The following is a 19,723-nucleotide window of genomic DNA, read 5'->3' on the forward strand; positions in this document are numbered from 1 at the left end:
GCGGGGGCGGACTTCGTTGGTGCCAAAAGAAACAAGGGGCTTTCGCCCCTTGTCCTGTGTTGCTCGGGCGCGCCGGATCAGGCGGGCTCGACGATCATGCGCGTGCGCATCTCGAGGTGCAGCGCATGGCAGAAGTGGGTGCAGTAGCACCAGAACACGCCCGGCTTGTCGGCGGTGAAGGTCACCGACTTGGTCTCCTGCGGGTTGACCGTGAAGTTGATGTCGTACTTCGGCATCGCCCAGCCGTGGGTGAGGTCTTCCACCTTGTCGAGGTTGGTGAGGATGATCGTCACCTCGTCGCCCTGCTTGATGGTGAACTCGCGCAGACTGTAGGCTGGCGCCTGCGAGGCGATCTTCACCGTCACCTTGTTGCCCTCGCGGAACACGCCGGATTCCTTCGCGTCCCTGAGCGCCAGCGGGTGCCAGTCGAGTTCGGCCACCTGGAAGGTCTTGATGATGTCGCGGCGGACGATGACGAAGTCGTGCGGCTCGGGGTGGACCGGGTGGTCGGCGAGCAGCACCATCTTCTCGCCGCGGATGTCGATCAACTGCTCGTTCTCCGGGTGCATTGGGCCAACCGGCAGGAAGCGGTCCTTGGAGAACTTGCAACCCACCGCCAGGAACTGGCCGCCCGCTTCCTTGGTTTCACCCATGTCGGAGCTGATGTGGCCGGGCTGGTAATGCACGTCGATACGGTCGACCACGTACTGCACGGCCTTGTCGCCGTTGTAGAACTTGATCGCGGCGTCGATGTTCCACTTGACGATCTGGCTGTCCAGGAACAGCGTGGTGAAGGCGTTGCCGCGGCCGTCGTAGGTGGTGTGCAGGGGGCCGAGGCCGACTTCGACTTCGGAAACCACCGCCTTGCGGATATCGTCGAGCTTGCCGTCGAGGAAGTCGGCGACCTTGGTGACTTCGATGACGGTGCAGGTGGGCGACAGCTTGCCCGAGCAGATCATGTACTTGCCGTCCGGGCTGGCATTGACGCCGTGCGGGTTCTTCGGAACGGGGACGTACGCGGTGAGCGCGGTCTTCGGATCGGGGTTGGCGGCCTTGGTGCCGTCGACCACGGGCACCTTGGAGTCGCCGACGGTGAAGGACTTGCCGTCCTTGATCGCCTGCTCGATGCGGGCGATGTCGAAGAACACGCAGGCGTCCATCTCGGCCGACATCATGTCTTCGTAGCGCGCGCCGCCCTCGGTGTTGTACTGGTTGGAGCAGGCGAAGCGTCCGTCGTAGGAGCTGGCGACGAGGTCCATGTTGCCGTCGACCTTGCACTGCCAGCGCACTTCCATGGTCTCGGCATCGACGCAGGTGAACAGGCAGTAGTACTTGGTCGGATCGTCGAGGTCGCGGCCGTCGTTCGGCTGCGGAATGTGGAACTCGTTACCGCAGAACACGCGGGTGGTGTAGTTGATCGCCGGATCGACCGGGTCGCGCTTGTCCGAGAAGATGCCGTGGAAACCCTGGATGTTCGGGATCTCGGTGATCGCATCGCATTCGAAGCGGTCGCCGCGGATGCGCGCGACGCGGCCATGGATCTTGTCGTTGACCCAGAAGTACTTGCCGTCGTAGGTGCCGTCGGTGTACGAGCCGTGGATGTGGTGAGTGTCGCCGGTCTTGTACTTGAGCTGGCCGTCGGGACGGGTGCCGATCACCTTCTTCGACTCGTTGGTGATGCCCCAGCCACTCATCGGGTCGATGTTGAAGGTCGGGATGCGCTTGATCTCGCGGCCCGAGGGCAGGCCGAGGATGCGGCATTCGCCGGAGTGGCCGCCGGACCAGACGCCATAATAGGTGTCGAGTTCGCCCGGCTTCATGTGCAGGTGCAGGTCGCTGGCTGCAGCCTTCGGCGCGGCAGCGGGCGCGGCTGCAGGTGCCGCGGACGGCGCGGGCGCCGATTCCTTGTTGCAGGCCGACAGGCCGACCGACAGGCCGGCGCCGGCGAGGCCGGCAAGCGCGGCGGAATTGAGGAACTTGCGGCGGCTCGGGTCGGGCATCGCGTCGACCTGGTTCATCTTGGCGTCTTCGTTCATGATCTTTCGCTCCCGTTACTGACGTGATCGGTGTTCGTCCAGTCATCCGGGGTTCGTGCGCCATGGCGCAGGGTGGGCGGATGCCTGTGACAAAATGTCCTGTGGCGTTTTGTCGCAGGTGCACTCTAGGTCTGGCCACGTGGGCAAACCTTGATCTGGGTTAAAGACGCATGCATTTGCCCGGCATGTGATCCGGGCAATTCTTCTGAGGATTTCAACAGCATGACCCATCCTTCGGCCGAGCCGGTTGGCTTGGACGCCCCGTCGGCCGACGCGGCCGGCGAGCCGCGTGCGGCGTCTGCGGCGATCGCAGCGGTGCGCCTGGATCGTTCCCGCCTGCTCCAGCTGCGCTGGTTCTCGGTTGGCGCCATGGTGGCGATGGCGGTGATTGCGTTTCCGCTGCTGGCACCGGGGCATCCCGCGCAGCCCCTCCTTGGCGTCGCGCTGGTGCTGGCCGCGGTGAATCTGGCACTGCAGGCGGGCCTGGCGCGCTGGCTCGATGGTCGGGGGGGCGCTTTCGTGCAGCTCGTGCTTGACCTCGTCGCCTGGGGGGCCTTCCTGTATTTCGGCGGAGGTGTGACCAACCCCGCCATTTCGCTGCTGTTGCCCGTCGTCGCCGTCGGCGCGTCCATCCTGCCATCGCGCCAGGCCTGGGCGCTGGCCGTGGTGGCTGTCGGGGTCTATGCCGTGCTGTGGGAGTTCCACCATCCGGTCCATCTGGCTGACGCTGCGTCCGCCATGTTCTGGCACCTGGCCGGCATGTGGGTGAGCTTTGCGCTGGCTGCCGTCACCGTCGTGTGGTTCATCGTCCGCCTGAACGCGGCCATCGCCAGGGGAGAGGCGGCGCTGGCGCAGGCGCAGGCGGCGCGCGCACGTGACGCCTACGTGGTCGGCCTGGGCAATCTGGCGGCGGGCGCCGCCCATCGACTGGGCACCCCGCTCGGCACCCTGCGCATCGTGGCGGACGAGATGGCGCGCCGCACGGACCTGCCGGCCGAGGTCGAGGACGACGTGGCGCTGATGCGCGAGCAGATCGATCATTGCCGCGACCTCCTCAACAGCCTGACGCAGGAAACCGGGCAGCAGCGTGCCGAGGGCGGCGGGCAGGCGGCGGCGGCGGCCTGGCTGCGCGAGTGCGTTGCGCGCTGGCAGCGCCTGCGGCCGGCGGCAGCGCTGCGACTCGATGTTTCACCCGAGCTGGCACTGCACGGTATCGTCGCAGACGCCAGCCTGGGCGAAGGGCTGCAGAACCTCATCGACAACGCCGCCAATGCCAATGCCGCCGCCGGACACGCCGCGCAGGCGGTGGAGGTGCGCGCGTGGCTGGCGGACGCGACGCTGCATGTCGAGGTGGCGGACCGCGGTCCCGGGCTGTCTGCCGAGCGCGTGGCGGCGGCGCGGCATGCGCCGCTGGGCAGCCATTCGTCGGGCATGGGCGTGGGATTGATGCTGGCGCATGCGGCCGTCGAACATCATGGCGGGCAACTGTCGTTCCATTCGCGTCCGGGCGGTGGCACCATTGCACGCCTTGTCCTGCCGCTCCGCTCGAGTGCCGAATGACCGTCGAACATGCTCCGACCCTGCTCGTCGTCGATGACGATCCCGCCTTCAACCGTGTGCTGGTCCGGGCGCTCGCGCAACGCGGCTTCGACACCTATGGCGCGACCGACAGCGAGGGCGCGCTGGAACTGGCGCAGGATCATGCGCCCGAGTTCATCGTGCTCGACCTGAACATCGGGGGCGAGTCCGGATTGAAACTGATCCGTCCGCTGCTCGAGGCCAGCCCGGGGGCGCGCATCCTGGTGCTGACCGGCTACGCAAGCATCGCCACCGCGGTCGATGCGGTGAAGCTCGGCGCCATCCAGTACCTGGCCAAGCCGGCCGAAGTGGATGCCATCATCAAGGCCCTGCGCGCCGAGGACGTGGTCATCGACGACCGTGCGCCCGATGCGCCGCTGTCGGTAGACCGCCTGGAATGGGAGCACATCCAGCGCGTGCTGGCCGAACACGAGGGCAACATCTCCGCCACGGCGCGTGCGCTGCAGATGCATCGCCGCACCCTGCAGCGCAAGCTCGCCCGTCCGCCGGCCGGCGCCTGAGTCCCCGAATGTCCGATGTTCGTCATCCGCTCAAGGCGGATCTGCTGCTTGTATTTGCCACGCTGGTCGCTGCCGCGGGCTGGATTTTCTCCAAGGAATCGCTCGTCGGTCTGCCGCCCTTGCTGTTCGTGGGCATCCGCTTTTTGCTCGCAGGGGTGGTACTGGCCGCCTTCAGCTGGCCGCAACTGCGCGTGCTCGACCGTGCCGGCTGGCGGGGATCATTCGTCGTGGGCGCGCTGTTTGCGCTGGCGATGGCGCTGTGGATCAGCGGCCTGCAGCACGCTACGCACCTGGGCGAGGGGGCGTTCATCTCCGCCCTGGGGGTGGTGTTGGTGCCGGTTGTCGCGCGCGTGTTCTTCCGGGAGCATCCGCCGCGGATCGCCTGGGCGGCGATGCCGCTCGCGCTGACGGGTTTCGCGTGCCTGTCGCTGGAGCACGGCTTTCGCTTCGAACCCAGCCAGTGGTTCTTCCTCGCGGCGGCGCTGGTGTTTGCCGTGCTGATCAACCTCAACGGCCGCGTGGTGCGCAATGTGTCGCCGCTGGCGCTGAGCACGGTGCAGGTGATGATGGTCGGTATCCTGATGCTGCCGCTGTCGGCCCTGCTGGAAACCTGGCCCGAGGCGCTGGCGACGCCGGTGCTGGGGTGGGTGCTCGCCAGCGCGCTGATCGCCACCACCTTGCGCTTCTTCACCCAGCTCTACGGCCAGAGCCTGACCACGCCCAGCCATGCCGCAGTCATCCTGATGCTGGAGCCGATGTGGACCGCGATGCTGGCCGCCTGGTGGTACGGCGAGCGCATGAGCAACCTGCAGTTCGTCGGCTGCGCGCTGATTTTTTCCGCCTTGGTGCTGAGCCGCTGGCCCTGGGTCCGCGCGCTGCTGCGGACCGTGCTGAGGTAGGCGTCCCGCCCGCCGCCCGGCGGCATGCGGCTGGATTCGCTCGACAACTCTGGTGCGATCGAGCTCGGGGTGTCGAACGCTGACCCGCTTCCGTTCAGTTTTCGTGCAGCGGTGCGGATAACAGAACGCCCCGCGGTCCTTCCGGATCCGCGGGGCGTGTCGTGCAGCGCTCGGTCAGGCCGCGTTCAGACGTTGAACAGGAAGTTCAGCACGTCGCCGTCCTTCACCACGTATTCCTTGCCTTCGGCGCGCATCTTGCCCGCTTCCTTGGCGCCCGCCTCGCCCTTGTACTGGATGAAATCCTCGTAGGCGATGGTCTGGGCGCGGATGAAGCCGCGTTCGAAGTCGGTGTGGATCACGCCCGCGGCCTGCGGAGCGGTGTCGCCGACGTGGATGGTCCAGGCGCGTACTTCCTTCACGCCGGCGGTGAAGTAGGTCTGCAGGCCGAGCAGCGTGTAGCCGGCGCGAATCAGGCGGTCGAGGCCGGGCTCGTCGAGACCCATGGACGCGAGGAAATCCTTCTTGTCGGCATCGTCGAGGTCGGCGATCTCGGCTTCGATCGCGGCGCACAGGGCGACGACTTCGGCGCCTTCGGCCGCGGCATGGGCGCGTACCGCATCCAGATGCGGGTTGTTGTCGAAGCCGTCCTCGGCGACGTTGGCGGCATACAGCACCGGCTTGGCGGTGATCAGGCAGAAGGGGCGGAGCGAAGCCCATTCTTCCTTCGACAGGTCCAGCGCGCGCACCGGCTTGCCCTGGTCGAGCTGGGCGAAGCACTTCTCGAGCACCGCGACCAGGATCTTGGCTTCCTTGTCGCCCGAGGCGGCAGGGCGCTTGTAGCGATTGAGCGCCTTCTCGACGGTGGCCATGTCGGCGAGCGCGAGTTCGGTGTCGATGACCTCGATGTCGCGGATCGGATCGACGCTGCCCGAGACGTGGATCACGTTGTCGTCGGCGAAGCAGCGCACGACGTGCACGATGGCGTCGGTCTCGCGGATGTTGGCGAGGAACTGGTTGCCCAGGCCTTCACCCTTCGAGGCGCCCGCGACGAGCCCGGCGATATCGACGAACTCGACGATGGCGGGCTGGATCTTCTGCGGCTTGACGATCGCGGACAGCGCATCGAGGCGGGGGTCCGGCACTTCGACGATGCCGACGTTGGGCTCGATGGTGCAGAAGGGGTAGTTCTCGGCCTGGATGCCGGCCTTGGTCAGGGCGTTGAACAGGGTCGACTTGCCGACGTTGGGCAGGCCGACGATTCCGCATTTCAGGCTCATGTGAATCCTTGTCGTTCCGGGGCGGGCGCGTGGACGCCGCGCTACGGCCTTGATCCGGTGTGGAAAACTCGCAATTGTACCGTGTCGTCGGGGGGGCGTTCAAAGCCTCCGCGCCCATGGCGTGCGCAAATCATGCCCTGCCGGCCTACAATGCCCGGCTTGCATTGGCCCAAAAGTAGACCAAGGAAGGAGGCGATATGGGTGGTACATGGTTGGATGCAATCGATGAGCGCAGCGCGGCCGCGCTCGCGTCCGGGGCGCTGCAACCGGTGCAGGCCGAACAGACCGAGATGGAGGATGGCGGCATGCGCTTCATCGTGCGCTGGGTGTCGTCGCTGGCGGTCAAGGACGCGGCCAAGGTGGCGATTCCGGGCGGGCCGCGCGACCCGAACTTCAACCCCTTTCTCAATCCGGATCCGGCGCTGACGGTCGGCCCGGTGGGCGACGCGCATGTCGCCATCCTGAACAAGTTTCCGCTGTGCGAGCGCCATCTGGTGCTGGCGCGGCGGACCTTCGAGGAGCAGTTGCAGCCGCTCGAATACAGCGACTTCGCCGCGCTGGCGACGATCATGCTCGAAGCGGGCGGCATCGGGCTGTACAACGGCGGCGCGGCGGCTGGCGCCAGCCAGCGTCACAAGCATGTGCAGTGGATGCCCGAAGCCGAGGGTAACGCCAGCCTGCGGCTGTTTGCAGGCGGCCTGCCGCTGGGGCTGCCCGAGCAGGGGGTGGCGACGCACCCGGCGCTGCCGATGAAGCATGTGTTCGTCCGCGTGCTGAGCGGGCGCGACGTGCCGGTCGAGGCGGCGGCCGACAGCCTGCTGGCGGGGTATCGCAATGCGTGCGACGAGCTGGGGCTGGTGCCGGGCGAGGATGGCCTGCTGCCGCCGTGCAACCTGCTGGTGGGCGAGGGCTGGCTGCTGATGCTGCCGCGTAGCCAGGAGTGCTTCGAAGGGATCTCGATCAGTGCGGTGTGCTTCGGTGGCACGCTGTACACGCGCCAGCCGGAACAGATCGAAGCGATTCGCCGGGTCGGTCCGCTGCGCGCGCTGGCGGCGGTGGGCTGCTGATACGGAAGGCCGCGGCGTTCAGGTTCCGGCGTCTTCGGGCGCCGGTCCCGGCGTCGCGTCCTTCGGTGGCCTGGGCGCTTTCGGCGGCTTGGAGGGCGCAGGTCGCGCGTTGAGCTTGGTGGCCGTGGCGTTGAGTTCGCCGCGCGCCAGTTGCGGCCAGGCGACGAGTGCCTTGTCGATCGCTTCGTCGATCTGCTGCTGTTCTTCGCGCCGTGCCGGCTTGAGAACGAAGTTCACCACTTCGCTGCGGTCGCCCGGGTGGCCGATGCCGATGCGCAGGCGCCAGTAGTCGTGGGTGCCGAGGTGGGCGGAGGTGTCCTTCAGCCCGTTGTGGCCGCCGAGCCCGCCGCCGAACTTCAGCCGCAGCTGGCCGGGCGGGATGTCGAGCTCGTCGTGCACGACGAGGATCTCCGACGGTTCGATGCGGTAGAAGCGCGCAAGCGCGCCGATGGCCTGGCCGGAGCGGTTCATGAAGGTCTGCGGCATCAGCAGCCACACACCGGCTTCACGCGCATTGGCGACCAGACCGTGGAAACGGGATTCGTGCGAGAAGCGCACGCCGAGCTTGTCGGCGAGCCGCTCACAAAACCAAAACCCGGCGTTGTGCCGGGTTTCAGCGTATTCAGCCCCCGGATTGCCGAGACCGACGACGAGACGCAGGGGGCGCGAAGGCGCGGCGCTCATCGGGATTCGGTCTTCAGCATCCGTTGGGGCAGGCCGGGAGGTCGCTCAGGCGGCTTCGCCTTCGCCTTCCGCCGCGCCCTTCACCTTCAGTGCGCTGGCAACCACCGGGTCGCCTTCGCCGTGCAGGACCAGCTCGACGCCGGCCGGCAGCTTGATCTGGGAGGCGTGCACCGACTGGCCGGCTTCCAGCGCCGACAGGTCGACTTCGACGAACTCGGGCAGATCCTTCGGCAGGCACTGGACGTCGATTTCGTTGGCGACGTGCGAGATCATGCAGCCGCCCAGCTTGACGGCGGGGCTCACGTCGTCGCCGACGAAGTGCAGCGGCACCTTCAGGTGCATCTTCTGGTCGGCGGCCACGCGCTGGAAGTCGATGTGCAGGACTTGCGGCTTGAAGGCGTGCCACTGGGTGTCGCGCAGGACGACGGTTTCCTTCTTGCCATCGACGTCGATGGTCAGGACGGACGAGTGGAACACTTCCTTCTTGAGCAGGTGGTACAGCTCGTTGTGGTCGAAGGTGACCGGCAGGGCGTCGCCCGAAGCGCCGTAGATGATGCCCGGCAGCTGGCCGGCACGACGCAGGCGGCGGCTCGCACCCGTACCCTGGGCGTCACGCTTGGTGGCCTTGAATTGGATCTGCATGTGTTGCTCCTAGTGGTGATGTCTTCGCCCGCGACCAGGCGAAAACGTTGAGCGCCCGCCTCTTCGTCCGAAGGGGCGGGCACGAAACTCATTCCATGAACAGCGAGGAGACAGACTCTTCGTTGCTGATGCGCAGGATGGTGTCGGCCAGCAGCGAAGCGACCGAAACCTGGCGGATGCGCGGGCAGGCCTTGGCGTCCTCGCGCAGCGGGATGGTGTCGGTGACGACGAGTTCGTCGAGTTCGGAGTCGTTGATGCGCGACACCGCGGCGCCCGACAGCACGGCGTGGGTGCAGTATGACAGCACACGCTTGGCGCCGTGCTGCTTGAGTGCGGCGGCGGCCTTGCACAGCGTGCCGGCGGTGTCGACGATGTCGTCCATGATCACGCAGGTGCGGCCTTCGACCTCACCGATGATGTTCATGACTTCGGAAACGTTGGCCTTGGGACGGCGCTTGTCGATGATCGCCAGGTCGCACTCCATGCGCTTGGCGAAGGCGCGTGCGCGCACCACGCCACCGACGTCGGGCGACACGACCAGCAGGTCGTCGTACTTCTGCTTGTCGAGGTCGTTGAGCAGCACCGGCGCGGCGTACACGTTGTCGACCGGGATGTCGAAGAAGCCCTGGATCTGGTCGGCGTGCAGGTCCATGGTGAGCAGGCGCTGGACGCCCACGGCCTGCAGCATGTTGGCGACGACCTTGGCCGTGATCGGCACGCGCGCCGAGCGCGGGCGACGGTCCTGGCGGGCGTAGCCGAAGTAGGGAATGGCTGCCGTGATGCGGCCGGCGGAGGCGCGCTTGAGCGCGTCGACCAGCACCAGCAGCTCCATCAGGTTCTCGTTGGTGGGCGAGCAGGTAGGCTGCAGAACGAACACGTCCTTGCCGCGCACATTCTCGAGCAGTTCGACATTGACTTCGCCGTCCGAGAACCGGCCGACCGTGGCCGAACCGAGGGAGATACCCAGACGTCGCGTCACGTCGGCGCCAAGTTTGGGGTTGGCGTTGCCGGTGAAGACCATCAGGCTGCCGTGGGGCATTTCTGCTACTCCGAGTGCCGTAAGAATCGACGCGCACAATCTTGTGCGCGCAAAAACGACTCGGGCAGACCCGTGGTCTGCCCGTCGTTATATGGCTGGGGAGGAAGGATTCGAACCCTCGAATGCCGGAATCAAAATCCGGTGCCTTAACCGACTTGGCGACTCCCCAAGAAACCTGTTTCGTCAGCGTTACACATCGACTGATGAAGCGGCGGCGATTATAGCCACTCGTACATCGGATGGCGAGAGGCAGATCGCACTTTCCAGGCTGTCCATCGTTCAGGGCAGCTGGCTGCGATGCGTTCCGCGTCATCTGCCGACAAGACTTCAGCGAAGACGCAGGCGCCCGAGCCTGTCATCCGGGCCGGTGCGAATTGCTCCAGCCAGTCGATCGCGTTTTTCACTTCCGGGTAACGTTTGCAGGCCACTGTCTGCAGGTCGTTTCGCGTGGTGCTTGCTGCGAAGTCCGGCATTTTGATCAGAGCCGTATTTCTCGTCAAGTCCTCCGCGCAAAAAATTTCGGCGGTCGGGACTGAAACCCCCGGTGAAAGGACCACGTACCACGCGGGCGGCAGTTCGAGCGGCTGGAGGGCTTCGCCCACGCCTTCGGCAAAGGCGTCGCGGCCGAAGATGAAGACCGGCACGTCGGCGCCGAGCTGCAGGCCCAGGGCTTGCAGCTCGGTCCGGCTGAGTCCGGTGCCCCACAGGCGGTTCAGTGCGATCAGGGTCGTGGCGGCGTCCGAGCTGCCGCCGCCGAGGCCACCGCCCATGGGCAGCACCTTGTGCAGCGCGATGTCGGCACCCCGCGTGCAGCCGGTGCGTGCCTGCAGCAGACGCGCGGCCCGCACGACGAGGTCGTGCTCGGCCGGGACGCCGGCGACTGCGTTGGTGCGGCGGATCTCGCCGTCCTCGCGTAGCGCGAAATCGAGTGTGTCGCCCCAGTCGAGCAGGCGGAAGGCGGTCTGCAGCAGGTGATAGCCGTCGGCGCGCCGTCCGACGACGTGCAGGAAGAGGTTGAGCTTGGCCGGCGCGGGACAGCCGGTCAGGCGTTGCGGGTCCGAAGTGTCGGGCCGGCTCAGGGCAGGGTGGTCCATGAATCGATGACGAGGCGGATGCGGGCGTCGCCGCGGGAGATGTCGAGGCGTGCGGGCGGGGCGTCGGCAGACTCGCCGGCGTAGTCGAGGTACTCGATCCGCCAGCCCAGGTCGATGACCAGCGCCGGGCGGCCGGCCGAGTCGCGGTTACGGATTTCGGCCTCAGGTCCCGGTGCGGCCTGCACCCAAAGACCGAGCCGGCCTATCGGGACATCGACACCCAGTACCTGCGGCAGCAGGGCTTCGGCGGAGTCCGCGCTCAGCACCTGGCCGTCGGCGGTCTGCAGACGGGCGCCCAGCGCGTCCGCATCGAGCTGGGCGACGACCTGGCCGAGTGGGGTGAGCAGCGTGAAATGGTGGGTGCCGCGGACGTGCTGCCATTCGACGCGGCCGCTCGCGGCCTGCTGGCCATCGCTGGCGGACAGGCGGCCCTGCAATTCGAAGGCCGGTGCCGCGTTGCGCGTGACGACCGTGTCCGGCGCCGTGACGGACAGCGGGGCGCAGGCCGCGAGTCCGAGTGCGATCGCCGTCATGGCGGCGCCGAGCGTGAAGCGGGACCGCACGATCACTGGCCGCGCAGGCGGCGCACGGTGTCGCCCAGCAGCTTGTTGTCCGGATGAGCCTTCAGCGCTTCGTCGAAGATGCGGTTGGCGTCGCCCTGCCGCTGCAGCGTCCACAGCACTTCGCCCAGATGCGCGGCGATCTCCGCATCGGCACGGATCGCGTACGCGCGCTCCAGATGGACCACGGCCTCCTTGGCGTCGCCGCGGCGGAAGCGCACCCAGCCCATGCTGTCAAGGATGAAGGGGTCGTCCGGCAGCAGCTCGAGGGCGCGCACGATCAGTGCCTCGGCCTCATCAAGGCGCAGGCTGCGATCGGCGAGCGAATAGCCGAGCGCGTTGTGTGCATGGGCGTGGTCGGGCTTGAGTTCGATCACGCGCCGCAGGCGGCTCTCCATCAGGTCGATGCGGTCGAGCCGTTCGGCGAGCATGGCGGTCTCGTACAGCAGGTCGGTGTCGTCCGGATGTTCGCGCAGCGCATCGTCGAGCACGACCAGTGCGTCGGCAGTGCGATCGGCCTCGCGCAGGACCTGCGCCTCGGCGATCAGGTAGCGGCGCTTGAGCTCGTCGTTGCCGTCCTGCGCCTTCAGCAGGGCGCGGGCCTCGTCGACGCGGCCTTCGCGGGCCATGCTCTGGGCGCTGCGGATCATGGCTTCGGGAACATGGCGTTCGTCGGTGATCTCGCCGAACCACTTGCGTGCGGCGGCGCCGTCGCCACGATCGTCGGCAAGCAGGCCGAGCTGCAGGCGGATCAGGTCGGGTTGCGGATGGCCGTTGTCGAGGGCGCGCAGGTAGTGGGACTCGGCTTCGGCCTTGTCGTCGAGTTGCGCCGACAGCAGGCCCACCGCGTACAGCAGCTCGGCGTCGTTGGGGCTGAAGGCGAGCAGGCGGCGAAACTCGCTGCGTGCGTCCTCGAAACGCTGGGCGCTGACCAGCGCGCGGGCGTAGGCCAGGCGCAATGCGTTGTTGTCGGGGTTGCGCTGGACCTCGGCCTCGAGCTGGCGTGCCGCCTCGGCATTGGCACCGGAATGCTGCAGGATCTGCGCCTTGAGCATCACGGCCGGCTCCCAGCCGGGACGAAGCTGCAGTGCCAGGTCGACTGCGCCCAGCGCGAGCATCGGGTCCTGCGCGACCATCGCCGCCTGGGCGCGCGCGATGTAGGCTTCGGGTACGTCCAGATAGGGCTCGGTCAGGCGCTGCACGATACGCAGCACCGCATCCTTGTCCGGGATGCCGGCGAGTGCGCGATTGAGCCCGAGCAGGTTCTGCGGCAGCCGCCCGTTCGATTGGGCGAGGGCACGCGCAAGGTGAGTCTGGACGTTGTCGAGGTTCGCAGCGCCGCCGGTCGGGCCGCCCACGCCGGCGAGAATGCGGCGGGCTTCCTCCGAATTGGGCGCCACCTCGACCCACAGGCTCGCGGCCTCGCCGGCCATCTGCGGGTTGCGCGAATACATGGCGATCTCGGTGGCGCGGCGGGCGATCCGCGGATCGCGGGTCGCGCGGGCAAGGTCGAGATACAGCTGTGCCGACAGGCCGATCTGCCCGCGGGCGCCTGCGATCTCGGCGAGCAGGAACTGGTACACCGTGCGCGGCGTCAGCTCCTGGGCCGGAAGCGGGCCACCCGCTCCGTCGTTTTCGGCAGCGGAGAGGCCGGTCGCCGCGCCGAGGCCGAGCGCGAGGCAAAGGGTTCTGAGGATGCGGGCAGGCTGGGTTTTCATGAACTTGATCCGGCGGATGCGGCGAGGCGTCGAAGGGCGCTGCAGGGCCTCGCCCCGGGGCGGTGACGGCAGCCCCTTCGTTTAGACGCGAGTTTGAGCGCTGCTCTAGAATTCGGTTCGCGTCATGGTATGCAGATCGGCGCCGTGCCCGCAAGACGGACGGGTGCGGCGCGCCGCCCGTGCTGTTCCGTCTTGCAGGATGTCATGCCCGAACTGCCCGAAGTCGAGACCACTTGCCGCGGCGTGCAGCCCCACGTCGAGGGACGGGCGCTGACCGCGCTGGTCGTCCGCAATGCCCGCCTGCGCCTGCCGGTGCCCGACGACCTCGCCGAACGACTGGTCGGGCGTGATCTGAGGCGAGTGTCGCGGCGCGCGAAGTACCTGCTGTTCGACTTCGGGACGGGCTCGGTGATCCTGCATCTGGGGATGTCGGGTAGCCTGCGCGTGGTGGCGGCCGGGCTGCCGCCTGCGGCGCACGACCATGTCGACCTCGTGTTCGGGGATCTGGCACTGCGGCTGCGCGATCCGCGCCGCTTCGGCATGATCGTGTGGCAGGCGGGTGACGCCGATGCCCACCCCCTGCTGGCCCGGCTCGGCCCCGAGCCTCTGAGCGAGGCCTTCGATGGTGCGTGGCTGCATCGCGTCACGCGCGGGCTGCGCGCGCCGATCAAGCATGTGCTGATGGACAGCCACCGGGTGGTCGGCGTGGGCAACATCTATGCGTCGGAGAGCCTGTTCCGTGCAGGCATCCACCCCCTCGAGCCCGCGGGCGCGCTCGGGCCGCGGCGCTGCGCGCGGCTCGTGGCGGCGGTGCGCGACACCCTCACCGCGGCGATTGCCGCAGGCGGCAGCACCTTGCGTGACTTCGTCGGCAGTGACGGGCGGCCGGGTTACTTCCAGCAGCAGTATTTCGTCTATGCCCGCGAGGGCGAGTCGTGCAGGCACTGCGGCACGCCCGTGCAGCGCATCGTCAGCGGGCAGCGCGCCACGTACTTCTGTCCCCGCTGCCAGCGGCGGCGAGCCTGAGGCGTTCGTCGCACGGAGCGGGCCGCCGGTCTTGCCGCGCAACGCCAGGATGGAAGGAAAGCGGGTTCGCCGTTATGCTGCCGCTATCAGGATCGCCCCCGTGCCGTGGTGCGCGAATCCAGTCCGACGAGTGAGCCGATGACCCAGCTGATCGACCAATTTTCCGCCTACGCCGATTGGCGTGCTTCCGCCGCAGAGACCGTGACGCGCCTGCGCAACTGGCTGTCGCGCAACGAGGTGGGCGATGCCCAGTCCGACCTGCGGCTGCAGTACCTGCTCGACCGCCTGCGCGATGACAAGCTCACCGTGGCCTTCGTTGCCGAGTTCTCGCGCGGCAAGTCCGAGCTCATCAATGCCATCTTCTTCGCCGACTACGGCGACCGCATCCTGCCGTCGAGCGCGGGTCGCACCACGATGTGCCCGACCGAACTGCAGTGGAGCAAGGGCGCGAGGCCCGAACTGCGCCTGCTGCCGATTCGCTCGCGCGAGCGCCAGGCCCCGGTGAGCGAGCTCAAGCGCTACCCGGAAGAATGGCAGGTCGTGCCCCTGCAGGCGCTGGATGCGGCCGGCTTGCAGGCTGCGCTGGCGCGCGTGGGCGAGACCACCCGAGTGAGCCAGGAAGAGGCCGAACGCCTGGGGTTCATCATCGACCCCAAGGGCGAGCAGGGACTGAAACCCGGCGCCGACGGGCTGATCGAGATGCCGTCGTGGCGCCACGCCGTCATCCAGTTCCCGCATCCGCTGCTCGAGCAGGGCCTGGTTGTGCTCGATACGCCGGGCCTGAACGCGATCGGTGCCGAACCGGAGCTGACGCTGTCGATGCTGCCCAGCGCGCACGCGGTGCTCTACATCCTTGCCGCCGACACCGGCGTGACGCAGAGCGATCTCGCGGTGTGGCGCGACTACGTGCAGGGCGCAGGTTCGCGCCAGCGTGGCCGTCTGGTGGTGCTGAACAAGATCGACGGCTTGTGGGACGGTTTGCGCGACGACGCGCAGATCGCGGCCGAGATCGACAAGCAGGTCAGCTCGGTCGCCGATACGCTGGATATCGACGCGTCGGCGGTGTTCCCGGTTTCGGCACAGAAGGGGCTGGTCGCGCGCATCAATGGCGATGCCGAGTTGCTCGAGCGCAGCCGCATGACCGCGCTGGAGCAGGCCTTGACCGGCGAGCTGCTGCCGGCGAAACAGGACATCGTGCGTGACGACGCGCTGGCCGAAACGAGCGAGGTGTTCGCGCAGACGCGCGGCCTGCTCGAGGCACGCCTGGCGAGCCTGCGCGAGCAGTTGCAGGAACTCACCGACCTGCGCGGCAAGAACCAGAGCGTCATCGAATACATGATGCGCAAGATCCGCACCGAGAAGGAGGACTTCGAGCAGGGACTGCAGAAGTACTACGCGGTGCGCTCGGTATTCTCCAATCTCACCAACAGCCTGCTCGCCAACATCGGCATGGATGCGCTGCGCGACGAGACACGCCGCACGCGCGAGGCGATGATGGAGTCCACCTTCACCAAGGGCCTGCGCGACGCGATGGAGGGGTTCTTCCAGCACCTGCGCAGCAACCTGCAGCGCTCGACCGGGGAGATCGCCGAGATCATCAAGATGCTCGATGCGATGTACAAGCGCTTCAGTGTGGAGCACGGCCTCAAGCTGCCGCCACCCGAGGCCTTCTCGACACTGCGCTACGAGAAGGAGATCGAGCGCCTCGAGTCGGCCTTCAACCGCCAGCTGAACACCACGCTGACGCTGGTCACGACCGAGAAGCACACCCTCACGCAGAAGTTCTTCGAGACCGTCGCGGTACAGGCGCGACGTACGTTCGAACTCGCCAACCGCGACGTCGAGCAATGGCTGCGTGCGGTGATGTCTCCGCTGGAGACGCAGGTGCGGGAATACCAGATCCAGCTCAAGCGTCGCCTCGAAAGCGTCAAACGCATCCACCAGGCGACCGACACGCTCGAGGATCGCGTCGAAGAGTTGCGCCAGGGGGAGACCAGCGTGCTGGGCATGCTGGACGAGCTCGAGGCCTTGCAGCAGGAGCTGGCCCAGAGGCTGGGCGTGGAACACGGTAAGGCCACCGAAACCCGGCGGGCCGCCTGAAAAAAACTGAAAAGGCTGGCGCGGGCAGCGCCTGCCGTCAGCGACCGAAAGTTAACGGCACGAGGCCTTCCGCGGCGCATGTCCGCGGAAGGCCTCGTGCGTGTTGCAGTCCGGTGCCGAGGGGGCGTCAGGCCTTGCCGGTCAGCTTCAGGAACTTGTCCATCAGCTGGTCCTTGGTCTCCTGATGCCCCGGATCCAGCGGGATACAGTCGACCGGGCAGACCTGCTGGCACTGTGGTTCGTCGAAGTGGCCGACGCATTCGGTGCACTTGTTCGGGTCGATGACGTAGATTTCATCGCCCTGGGAGATGGCGCCATTGGGGCATTCCGGTTCGCAGACGTCGCAGTTGATGCACTCGTCGGTAATCATCAGAGCCATGATCTTTGCTTCCTTGCTATCGCTTTGAGTTCAGTTTTTCCTGCAGCCGTGCCAGCACGGTAGGCTGCACGAACTTGCTCACATCGCCGCCGAGGCGGGCGATTTCCCGCACCATCGTGGCGGAAATGAACATGTACTCTTCGGCCGGCGTCAGAAACACGGTTTCGACGTCCGGGTAGAGCTTGCGGTTCATTCCCGCCATCTGGAATTCATACTCGAAGTCCGACACGGCACGCAGGCCGCGCAGGATCACGCGTGCGTCCTGCTGCTTCAGGAACTCCATCAGCAGGCAGTCGAAGCCGACCACGATCACGTTCGGGAAGGCGGTCACGGCAAGGCGCGCGATCTCGACCCGCTCGTCGAGCGAGAAGATCGGGTTCTTGCTGTTGCTGCGCGCAACGGCGACGACGACACGGTCGAACAGCACCGACGCCCGGCGCACGAGATCCTCGTGCCCGCGGGTGAATGGGTCGAACGTGCCCGGATATACCGCCACCGCTTCCTTCATGCCCGGCTCCTGCGCATCAGATGGAAATGGACCTGTCCGGCGCGGCCCTGCTTGGCCGGGAGCCAGTTGCCCAGGCTGTCGATCGCGACCTCGGACTCGACATAGAGCCATCCGTCCGCCTTCACCAGCCTGTCCAGCCAGGGTTCCACACGCTCGACCCAGCCCTGGTTGTAGGGTGGGTCGAGAAACACGCCGTCGAACGTTCGCGGCGTGGTTTGCGCGAATCTTACCGCATCGCCGCGCACGATCTCTACTTGCGACGCCTGTAGGGTCTTTGCGGCCTTGTGCAGTGCGTCGAGCGCGCGCGGGTCGCGCTCGACCAGCACCACCGATGCCGCGCCGCGCGAGGCGGCCTCGAAACCGAGGATGCCGCTGCCGGCGAAGAGATCCAGGCAGTGCTGGCCGTCGAGGTCCTGGCCAAGCCAGTTGAACAGGGTTTCGCGCACGCGGTCGGGCGTGGGGCGCAGCCCCGCCACGTCGGTGACATCGAGCAGGCGCGAGCGCCACTGCCCGCCGACGATGCGCACGCGGCTCATTCGCGCGTTTCTGCGGCAGTCGCGGGTGCTGCCTGCGTGTCGCCGTCGCCGCCTGCGATCACGGTGACGAGGTGCTCGCTGCGGATGCGGCGGGAGAAGGCGTCGCGCACCTGATCGACCGTGACGGCCGCGACCTTGTGCGGGTAGGTGTCGAGCCAGTCGAGCGGCAGGCCGTAGAAGCCGATCATCGCCACGTAGTCCAGCGTCTTGGCGTTGGAGTCGAGGCGCAGGCCGAAACCGTTGATCAGGTTGTCCTTGGCGCCCTGCAGCTCGGTCTCGCTCGGCCCCTTGGCGATGAAGCCGGCCAGCGTGTCGCGCACCACGCCGAGGGCTTCCTCCGCCTGGCTGCCGCGCGTCTGCAAGCCGATCTGGAAGGGGCCGGCGACCTGTTGCGGTGCGAAGTAGCTGTAGACGCTGTAGGCGAAACCGCGCTTCTCACGCACTTCCTGCGTCAGGCGCGACACGAAGCCGCCGCCGCCCAGCACGTAGTTGCCGACCAGCAGCGGAAAGTAATCGGCATCTTCGCGCGCCATGCCCGGCTGGCCGACGAGGATGTGGGCCTGGGCCGAGGGGTGGGGAATGCGCAGCGTCTCCGCCTGCGGCGCTGCAGGCGCGGGCAGCGGCGCAGCCGCCTCGACCGGCGGCAGGCCTGCCGTCAGCCGCTGTGCGATGCGCTCGGCCGTGGCGCGGTCGACGTCGCCGACGATGGCGATGGCGGCGCGCTGGGGGCCGAAGTGGCGGCGGTGGAAGTCCACCAGGTCGTCGCGGGTGATCGCTTCGAGCGATTCCGGCGAGGTGGCGGTGCCGTAGGGATGGCCGCTGTAGAGCGCCTCGTTGAAGCGGCGGGCGGCCAGCGTGGCGGGTTTGGTCAGTGCCTCGCGCAGTCCGGCGATGGCGCGGCGGCGTTCGCGTTCGAGGATCTCGGGCGGAAAGACGGGCTGCGCCAGCAGGGCAGCGGCGAGGTCGACCGCGGCATCGCGCTCGGGCGCGGAGGACAGGCTGCGGATCGACAGGCTGGCGCGGTCATTGTCGGTGCTGCCACCGATCTGTGCGCCGATGTCGGCGATGCGCTCGGCGATCTGCTGTTCGTCGAGCGCGCTGGTGCCGGCATCGAGCAGGCTGCGGGTCAGGCTCGCGAGGCCGGCCTTGTCCGCGGGCTCGAAGGCGGAGCCGGCGGCGAAGTCGACCTGGATGTCGACCAGCGGCAGCGCGCGGCTTTCGACGAAGGACACGCGCGCACCGGAGGGCGCGGTCCATTGCTCGATCTTCGGGCCGGCGACGGCGGCCGGGGCAAGCGCCAGTTGCGCGACCAGGGCGAGGCCGGCGAGGGCAGGGGCGAGGAAGCGGGGCGTCAGGATCATGGCGGGGCGGTCGGCTCGGTTCGCGGAAGGTTCAGTGGCGCACGCCGACGAAGGGCGAGCGCGGGCGGGCCGTTTCGAGCGGCAGCGGATCGAGGCGGGCGACGCTGAGGCTGTCGTCGCCGAAGTAGCGCTGGGCGACGGACCGCACTTCATCGGCCGTCACGCTGCGCAGGCCCTCGAGCAGGCGCTCCTCGTCGCGCCACGACAGGCCGGCCGCCTCGAGGTAGCCGATTTCCATCGCCTGGCCCATCAGCGAGTCGCGCTTGTACACGCGGCTGGCCACGGCCTGGGTCTTGACGCGGGCGAGCTCGGCCTCGTTGACGCCCTCGTCTCGGATCCGCTGCAGCTCGGCACGCAGCGCGGCCTCGAGTTCGTCCGTGGTGTGGCCCGCTGCGGGCACGCCGTCGAGGTAGAACAGCGAGGGGCCGCGGCCGCTGCCGTCGTAGCCGGCGCCGGCCGAGACGGCGATGCCGCTGTCCCGCACCAGGCGCCGGGTCAGGCGCGCGCCATCGTAGCCGTCGAGGATCGCGGCCAGCACCTGCAGGGCGTAGGCGTCGCGATCGGCGGCCGGGTCGCGCAGGGCGGGCACGTGCCAGGCGAGCGTCACGTAGGGCAGCTCGGCGGGCGCGCGCACGACCGCCTGGCGCGGGCCCTGTTGCGGCGGTTCGGCGGTGATCCGGCGCGCGGGCAGCGCGCGG

Annotated in this window: 19 protein-coding genes and 1 tRNA gene; 6 read left to right on the forward strand and 14 right to left on the reverse strand. The window is 67.8% G+C overall.

What is annotated here, in order from left to right; translation table 11 throughout:
- Window positions 1-77: 77 nt before the first annotated feature.
- Complete coding sequence (gene nosZ, locus C664_RS16050; RefSeq protein ID WP_004264063.1) at window positions 78-2,036, reverse strand: TAT-dependent nitrous-oxide reductase; 1,959 nt, start codon at window positions 2,034-2,036, stop codon at window positions 78-80.
- A 222-nt stretch (window positions 2,037-2,258) separates the two neighbouring features.
- Between nosZ and C664_RS16055 the strand changes: the two genes are divergently transcribed.
- Genes C664_RS16055 through C664_RS16065 form a run of 3 tightly spaced genes read left to right on the forward strand, consistent with a single transcriptional unit; the run spans window position 2,259 to window position 5,034 of the window.
- Complete coding sequence (locus tag C664_RS16055; RefSeq protein WP_004264065.1) at window positions 2,259-3,596, forward strand: ATP-binding protein; 1,338 nt, start codon at window positions 2,259-2,261, stop codon at window positions 3,594-3,596.
- Window positions 3,593-4,135 (forward strand): response regulator transcription factor, encoded by a 543-nt coding sequence (locus tag C664_RS16060; RefSeq protein WP_004264068.1) that lies wholly within the window; start codon window positions 3,593-3,595, stop codon window positions 4,133-4,135. Before C664_RS16055 ends, C664_RS16060 begins: the two co-directional genes overlap by 4 nt.
- An 8-nt stretch (window positions 4,136-4,143) precedes the next feature.
- Window positions 4,144-5,034, forward strand: coding sequence for a DMT family transporter (locus C664_RS16065; RefSeq protein WP_004264075.1), 891 nt, complete (start codon window positions 4,144-4,146; stop codon window positions 5,032-5,034).
- 185 nt (window positions 5,035-5,219) lie between these two features.
- Here the strand turns inward: C664_RS16065 and ychF are convergent, their stop codons facing one another.
- A complete protein-coding gene (gene ychF, locus C664_RS16070; RefSeq protein WP_004264080.1) occupies window positions 5,220-6,311 on the reverse strand; it encodes a redox-regulated ATPase YchF in 1,092 nt (363 codons plus the stop codon).
- Between the two features lie 197 nt (window positions 6,312-6,508).
- Between ychF and C664_RS16075 the strand changes: the two genes are divergently transcribed.
- On the forward strand, window positions 6,509-7,378 hold the full coding sequence (locus tag C664_RS16075; protein ID WP_004264082.1) for an ATP adenylyltransferase family protein: 870 nt from the start codon (window positions 6,509-6,511) through the stop codon (window positions 7,376-7,378).
- Between the two features lie 18 nt (window positions 7,379-7,396).
- Here the strand turns inward: C664_RS16075 and pth are convergent, their stop codons facing one another.
- The 7 genes from pth to C664_RS16110 all read right to left on the reverse strand — a co-directional run bounded on the left by pth (window position 7,397) and on the right by C664_RS16110 (window position 13,115).
- Window positions 7,397-8,062, reverse strand: coding sequence for an aminoacyl-tRNA hydrolase (gene pth, locus C664_RS16080; RefSeq protein ID WP_004264084.1), 666 nt, complete (start codon window positions 8,060-8,062; stop codon window positions 7,397-7,399).
- 45 nt (window positions 8,063-8,107) lie between these two features.
- A complete protein-coding gene (locus tag C664_RS16085; RefSeq protein ID WP_004264087.1) occupies window positions 8,108-8,704 on the reverse strand; it encodes a 50S ribosomal protein L25/general stress protein Ctc in 597 nt (198 codons plus the stop codon).
- A gap of 88 nt (window positions 8,705-8,792) precedes the next feature.
- A complete protein-coding gene (locus C664_RS16090) occupies window positions 8,793-9,743 on the reverse strand; it encodes a ribose-phosphate pyrophosphokinase (protein WP_004264090.1) in 951 nt (316 codons plus the stop codon).
- A gap of 92 nt (window positions 9,744-9,835) precedes the next feature.
- Window positions 9,836-9,912: transfer RNA gene (locus C664_RS16095), tRNA-Gln, on the reverse strand.
- A gap of 49 nt (window positions 9,913-9,961) precedes the next feature.
- A complete protein-coding gene (ispE, locus tag C664_RS16100) occupies window positions 9,962-10,837 on the reverse strand; it encodes a 4-(cytidine 5'-diphospho)-2-C-methyl-D-erythritol kinase (protein ID WP_004264092.1) in 876 nt (291 codons plus the stop codon).
- On the reverse strand, window positions 10,819-11,400 hold the full coding sequence (gene lolB, locus C664_RS16105; protein WP_232435121.1) for a lipoprotein insertase outer membrane protein LolB: 582 nt from the start codon (window positions 11,398-11,400) through the stop codon (window positions 10,819-10,821). Before lolB ends, ispE begins: the two co-directional genes overlap by 19 nt.
- A gap of 2 nt (window positions 11,401-11,402) precedes the next feature.
- Window positions 11,403-13,115, reverse strand: a complete 1,713-nt coding sequence (locus C664_RS16110) for a tetratricopeptide repeat protein (protein ID WP_004264104.1) — start codon at window positions 13,113-13,115, stop codon at window positions 11,403-11,405.
- Window positions 13,116-13,319: 204 nt separating this feature from the next.
- Here C664_RS16110 and mutM point away from each other — a divergent pair, with 204 nt between their 5' ends.
- The gene (gene mutM / locus C664_RS16115) at window positions 13,320-14,141 is read left to right on the forward strand and encodes a bifunctional DNA-formamidopyrimidine glycosylase/DNA-(apurinic or apyrimidinic site) lyase (RefSeq protein WP_004264108.1); all 822 of its coding nucleotides are present in this window, start codon (window positions 13,320-13,322) and stop codon (window positions 14,139-14,141) included.
- Between the two features lie 138 nt (window positions 14,142-14,279).
- On the forward strand, window positions 14,280-16,241 hold the full coding sequence (locus C664_RS16120; RefSeq protein WP_004264111.1) for a dynamin family protein: 1,962 nt from the start codon (window positions 14,280-14,282) through the stop codon (window positions 16,239-16,241).
- Between the two features lie 127 nt (window positions 16,242-16,368).
- On the opposite strand, the gene C664_RS16125 is transcribed toward C664_RS16120, so the two are convergent.
- From C664_RS16125 to C664_RS16145, 5 genes are all read right to left on the reverse strand, one after another.
- Window positions 16,369-16,620: a YfhL family 4Fe-4S dicluster ferredoxin gene (locus C664_RS16125; RefSeq protein WP_004264114.1), complete on the reverse strand. Its 252-nt coding sequence runs from the start codon at window positions 16,618-16,620 to the stop codon at window positions 16,369-16,371.
- A 16-nt stretch (window positions 16,621-16,636) separates the two neighbouring features.
- Window positions 16,637-17,128 carry a pantetheine-phosphate adenylyltransferase gene (coaD, locus tag C664_RS16130; RefSeq protein WP_004264117.1) on the reverse strand — a complete coding sequence of 164 codons (492 nt, stop codon included), beginning with the start codon at window positions 17,126-17,128 and terminating at the stop codon, window positions 16,637-16,639.
- Window positions 17,125-17,664: a 16S rRNA (guanine(966)-N(2))-methyltransferase RsmD gene (rsmD, locus tag C664_RS16135; protein WP_004264121.1), complete on the reverse strand. Its 540-nt coding sequence runs from the start codon at window positions 17,662-17,664 to the stop codon at window positions 17,125-17,127. The genes coaD and rsmD overlap by 4 nt, the downstream gene beginning before the upstream one ends.
- The gene (locus C664_RS16140) at window positions 17,661-19,025 is read right to left on the reverse strand and encodes a M16 family metallopeptidase (protein ID WP_004264124.1); all 1,365 of its coding nucleotides are present in this window, start codon (window positions 19,023-19,025) and stop codon (window positions 17,661-17,663) included. The genes rsmD and C664_RS16140 overlap by 4 nt, the downstream gene beginning before the upstream one ends.
- Before the next feature lie 31 nt (window positions 19,026-19,056).
- Window positions 19,057-19,723 (reverse strand): M16 family metallopeptidase (locus tag C664_RS16145; RefSeq protein WP_004264127.1); only part of this gene is annotated, 667 nt, incomplete at its 5' end.

The sequence above is a fragment of the Thauera sp. 63 genome, assembly GCF_000310165.2.
Lineage (GTDB): Bacteria > Pseudomonadota > Gammaproteobacteria > Burkholderiales > Rhodocyclaceae > Thauera > Thauera humireducens.

What these genes read in the sequence shown, in the direction of transcription:
- nosZ (WP_004264063.1), bottom strand. Translation starts at nt 2,036, where the DNA reads ATGAACGAAGACGCCAAGATGAACCAGGTCGACGCGATGCCCGACCCG.
- C664_RS16055 (WP_004264065.1), top strand. Translation starts at nt 2,259, where the DNA reads ATGACCCATCCTTCGGCCGAGCCGGTTGGCTTGGACGCCCCGTCGGCC.
- C664_RS16060 (WP_004264068.1), top strand. Translation starts at nt 3,593, where the DNA reads ATGACCGTCGAACATGCTCCGACCCTGCTCGTCGTCGATGACGATCCC.
- C664_RS16065 (WP_004264075.1), top strand. Translation starts at nt 4,144, where the DNA reads ATGTCCGATGTTCGTCATCCGCTCAAGGCGGATCTGCTGCTTGTATTT.
- ychF (WP_004264080.1), bottom strand. Translation starts at nt 6,311, where the DNA reads ATGAGCCTGAAATGCGGAATCGTCGGCCTGCCCAACGTCGGCAAGTCG.
- C664_RS16075 (WP_004264082.1), top strand. Translation starts at nt 6,509, where the DNA reads ATGGGTGGTACATGGTTGGATGCAATCGATGAGCGCAGCGCGGCCGCG.
- pth (WP_004264084.1), bottom strand. Translation starts at nt 8,062, where the DNA reads ATGAGCGCCGCGCCTTCGCGCCCCCTGCGTCTCGTCGTCGGTCTCGGC.
- C664_RS16085 (WP_004264087.1), bottom strand. Translation starts at nt 8,704, where the DNA reads ATGCAGATCCAATTCAAGGCCACCAAGCGTGACGCCCAGGGTACGGGT.
- C664_RS16090 (WP_004264090.1), bottom strand. Translation starts at nt 9,743, where the DNA reads ATGCCCCACGGCAGCCTGATGGTCTTCACCGGCAACGCCAACCCCAAA.
- ispE (WP_004264092.1), bottom strand. Translation starts at nt 10,837, where the DNA reads ATGGACCACCCTGCCCTGAGCCGGCCCGACACTTCGGACCCGCAACGC.
- C664_RS16110 (WP_004264104.1), bottom strand. Translation starts at nt 13,115, where the DNA reads ATGAAAACCCAGCCTGCCCGCATCCTCAGAACCCTTTGCCTCGCGCTC.
- mutM (WP_004264108.1), top strand. Translation starts at nt 13,320, where the DNA reads ATGCCCGAACTGCCCGAAGTCGAGACCACTTGCCGCGGCGTGCAGCCC.
- C664_RS16120 (WP_004264111.1), top strand. Translation starts at nt 14,280, where the DNA reads ATGACCCAGCTGATCGACCAATTTTCCGCCTACGCCGATTGGCGTGCT.
- C664_RS16125 (WP_004264114.1), bottom strand. Translation starts at nt 16,620, where the DNA reads ATGGCTCTGATGATTACCGACGAGTGCATCAACTGCGACGTCTGCGAA.
- coaD (WP_004264117.1), bottom strand. Translation starts at nt 17,128, where the DNA reads ATGAAGGAAGCGGTGGCGGTATATCCGGGCACGTTCGACCCATTCACC.
- rsmD (WP_004264121.1), bottom strand. Translation starts at nt 17,664, where the DNA reads ATGAGCCGCGTGCGCATCGTCGGCGGGCAGTGGCGCTCGCGCCTGCTC.
- C664_RS16140 (WP_004264124.1), bottom strand. Translation starts at nt 19,025, where the DNA reads ATGATCCTGACGCCCCGCTTCCTCGCCCCTGCCCTCGCCGGCCTCGCC.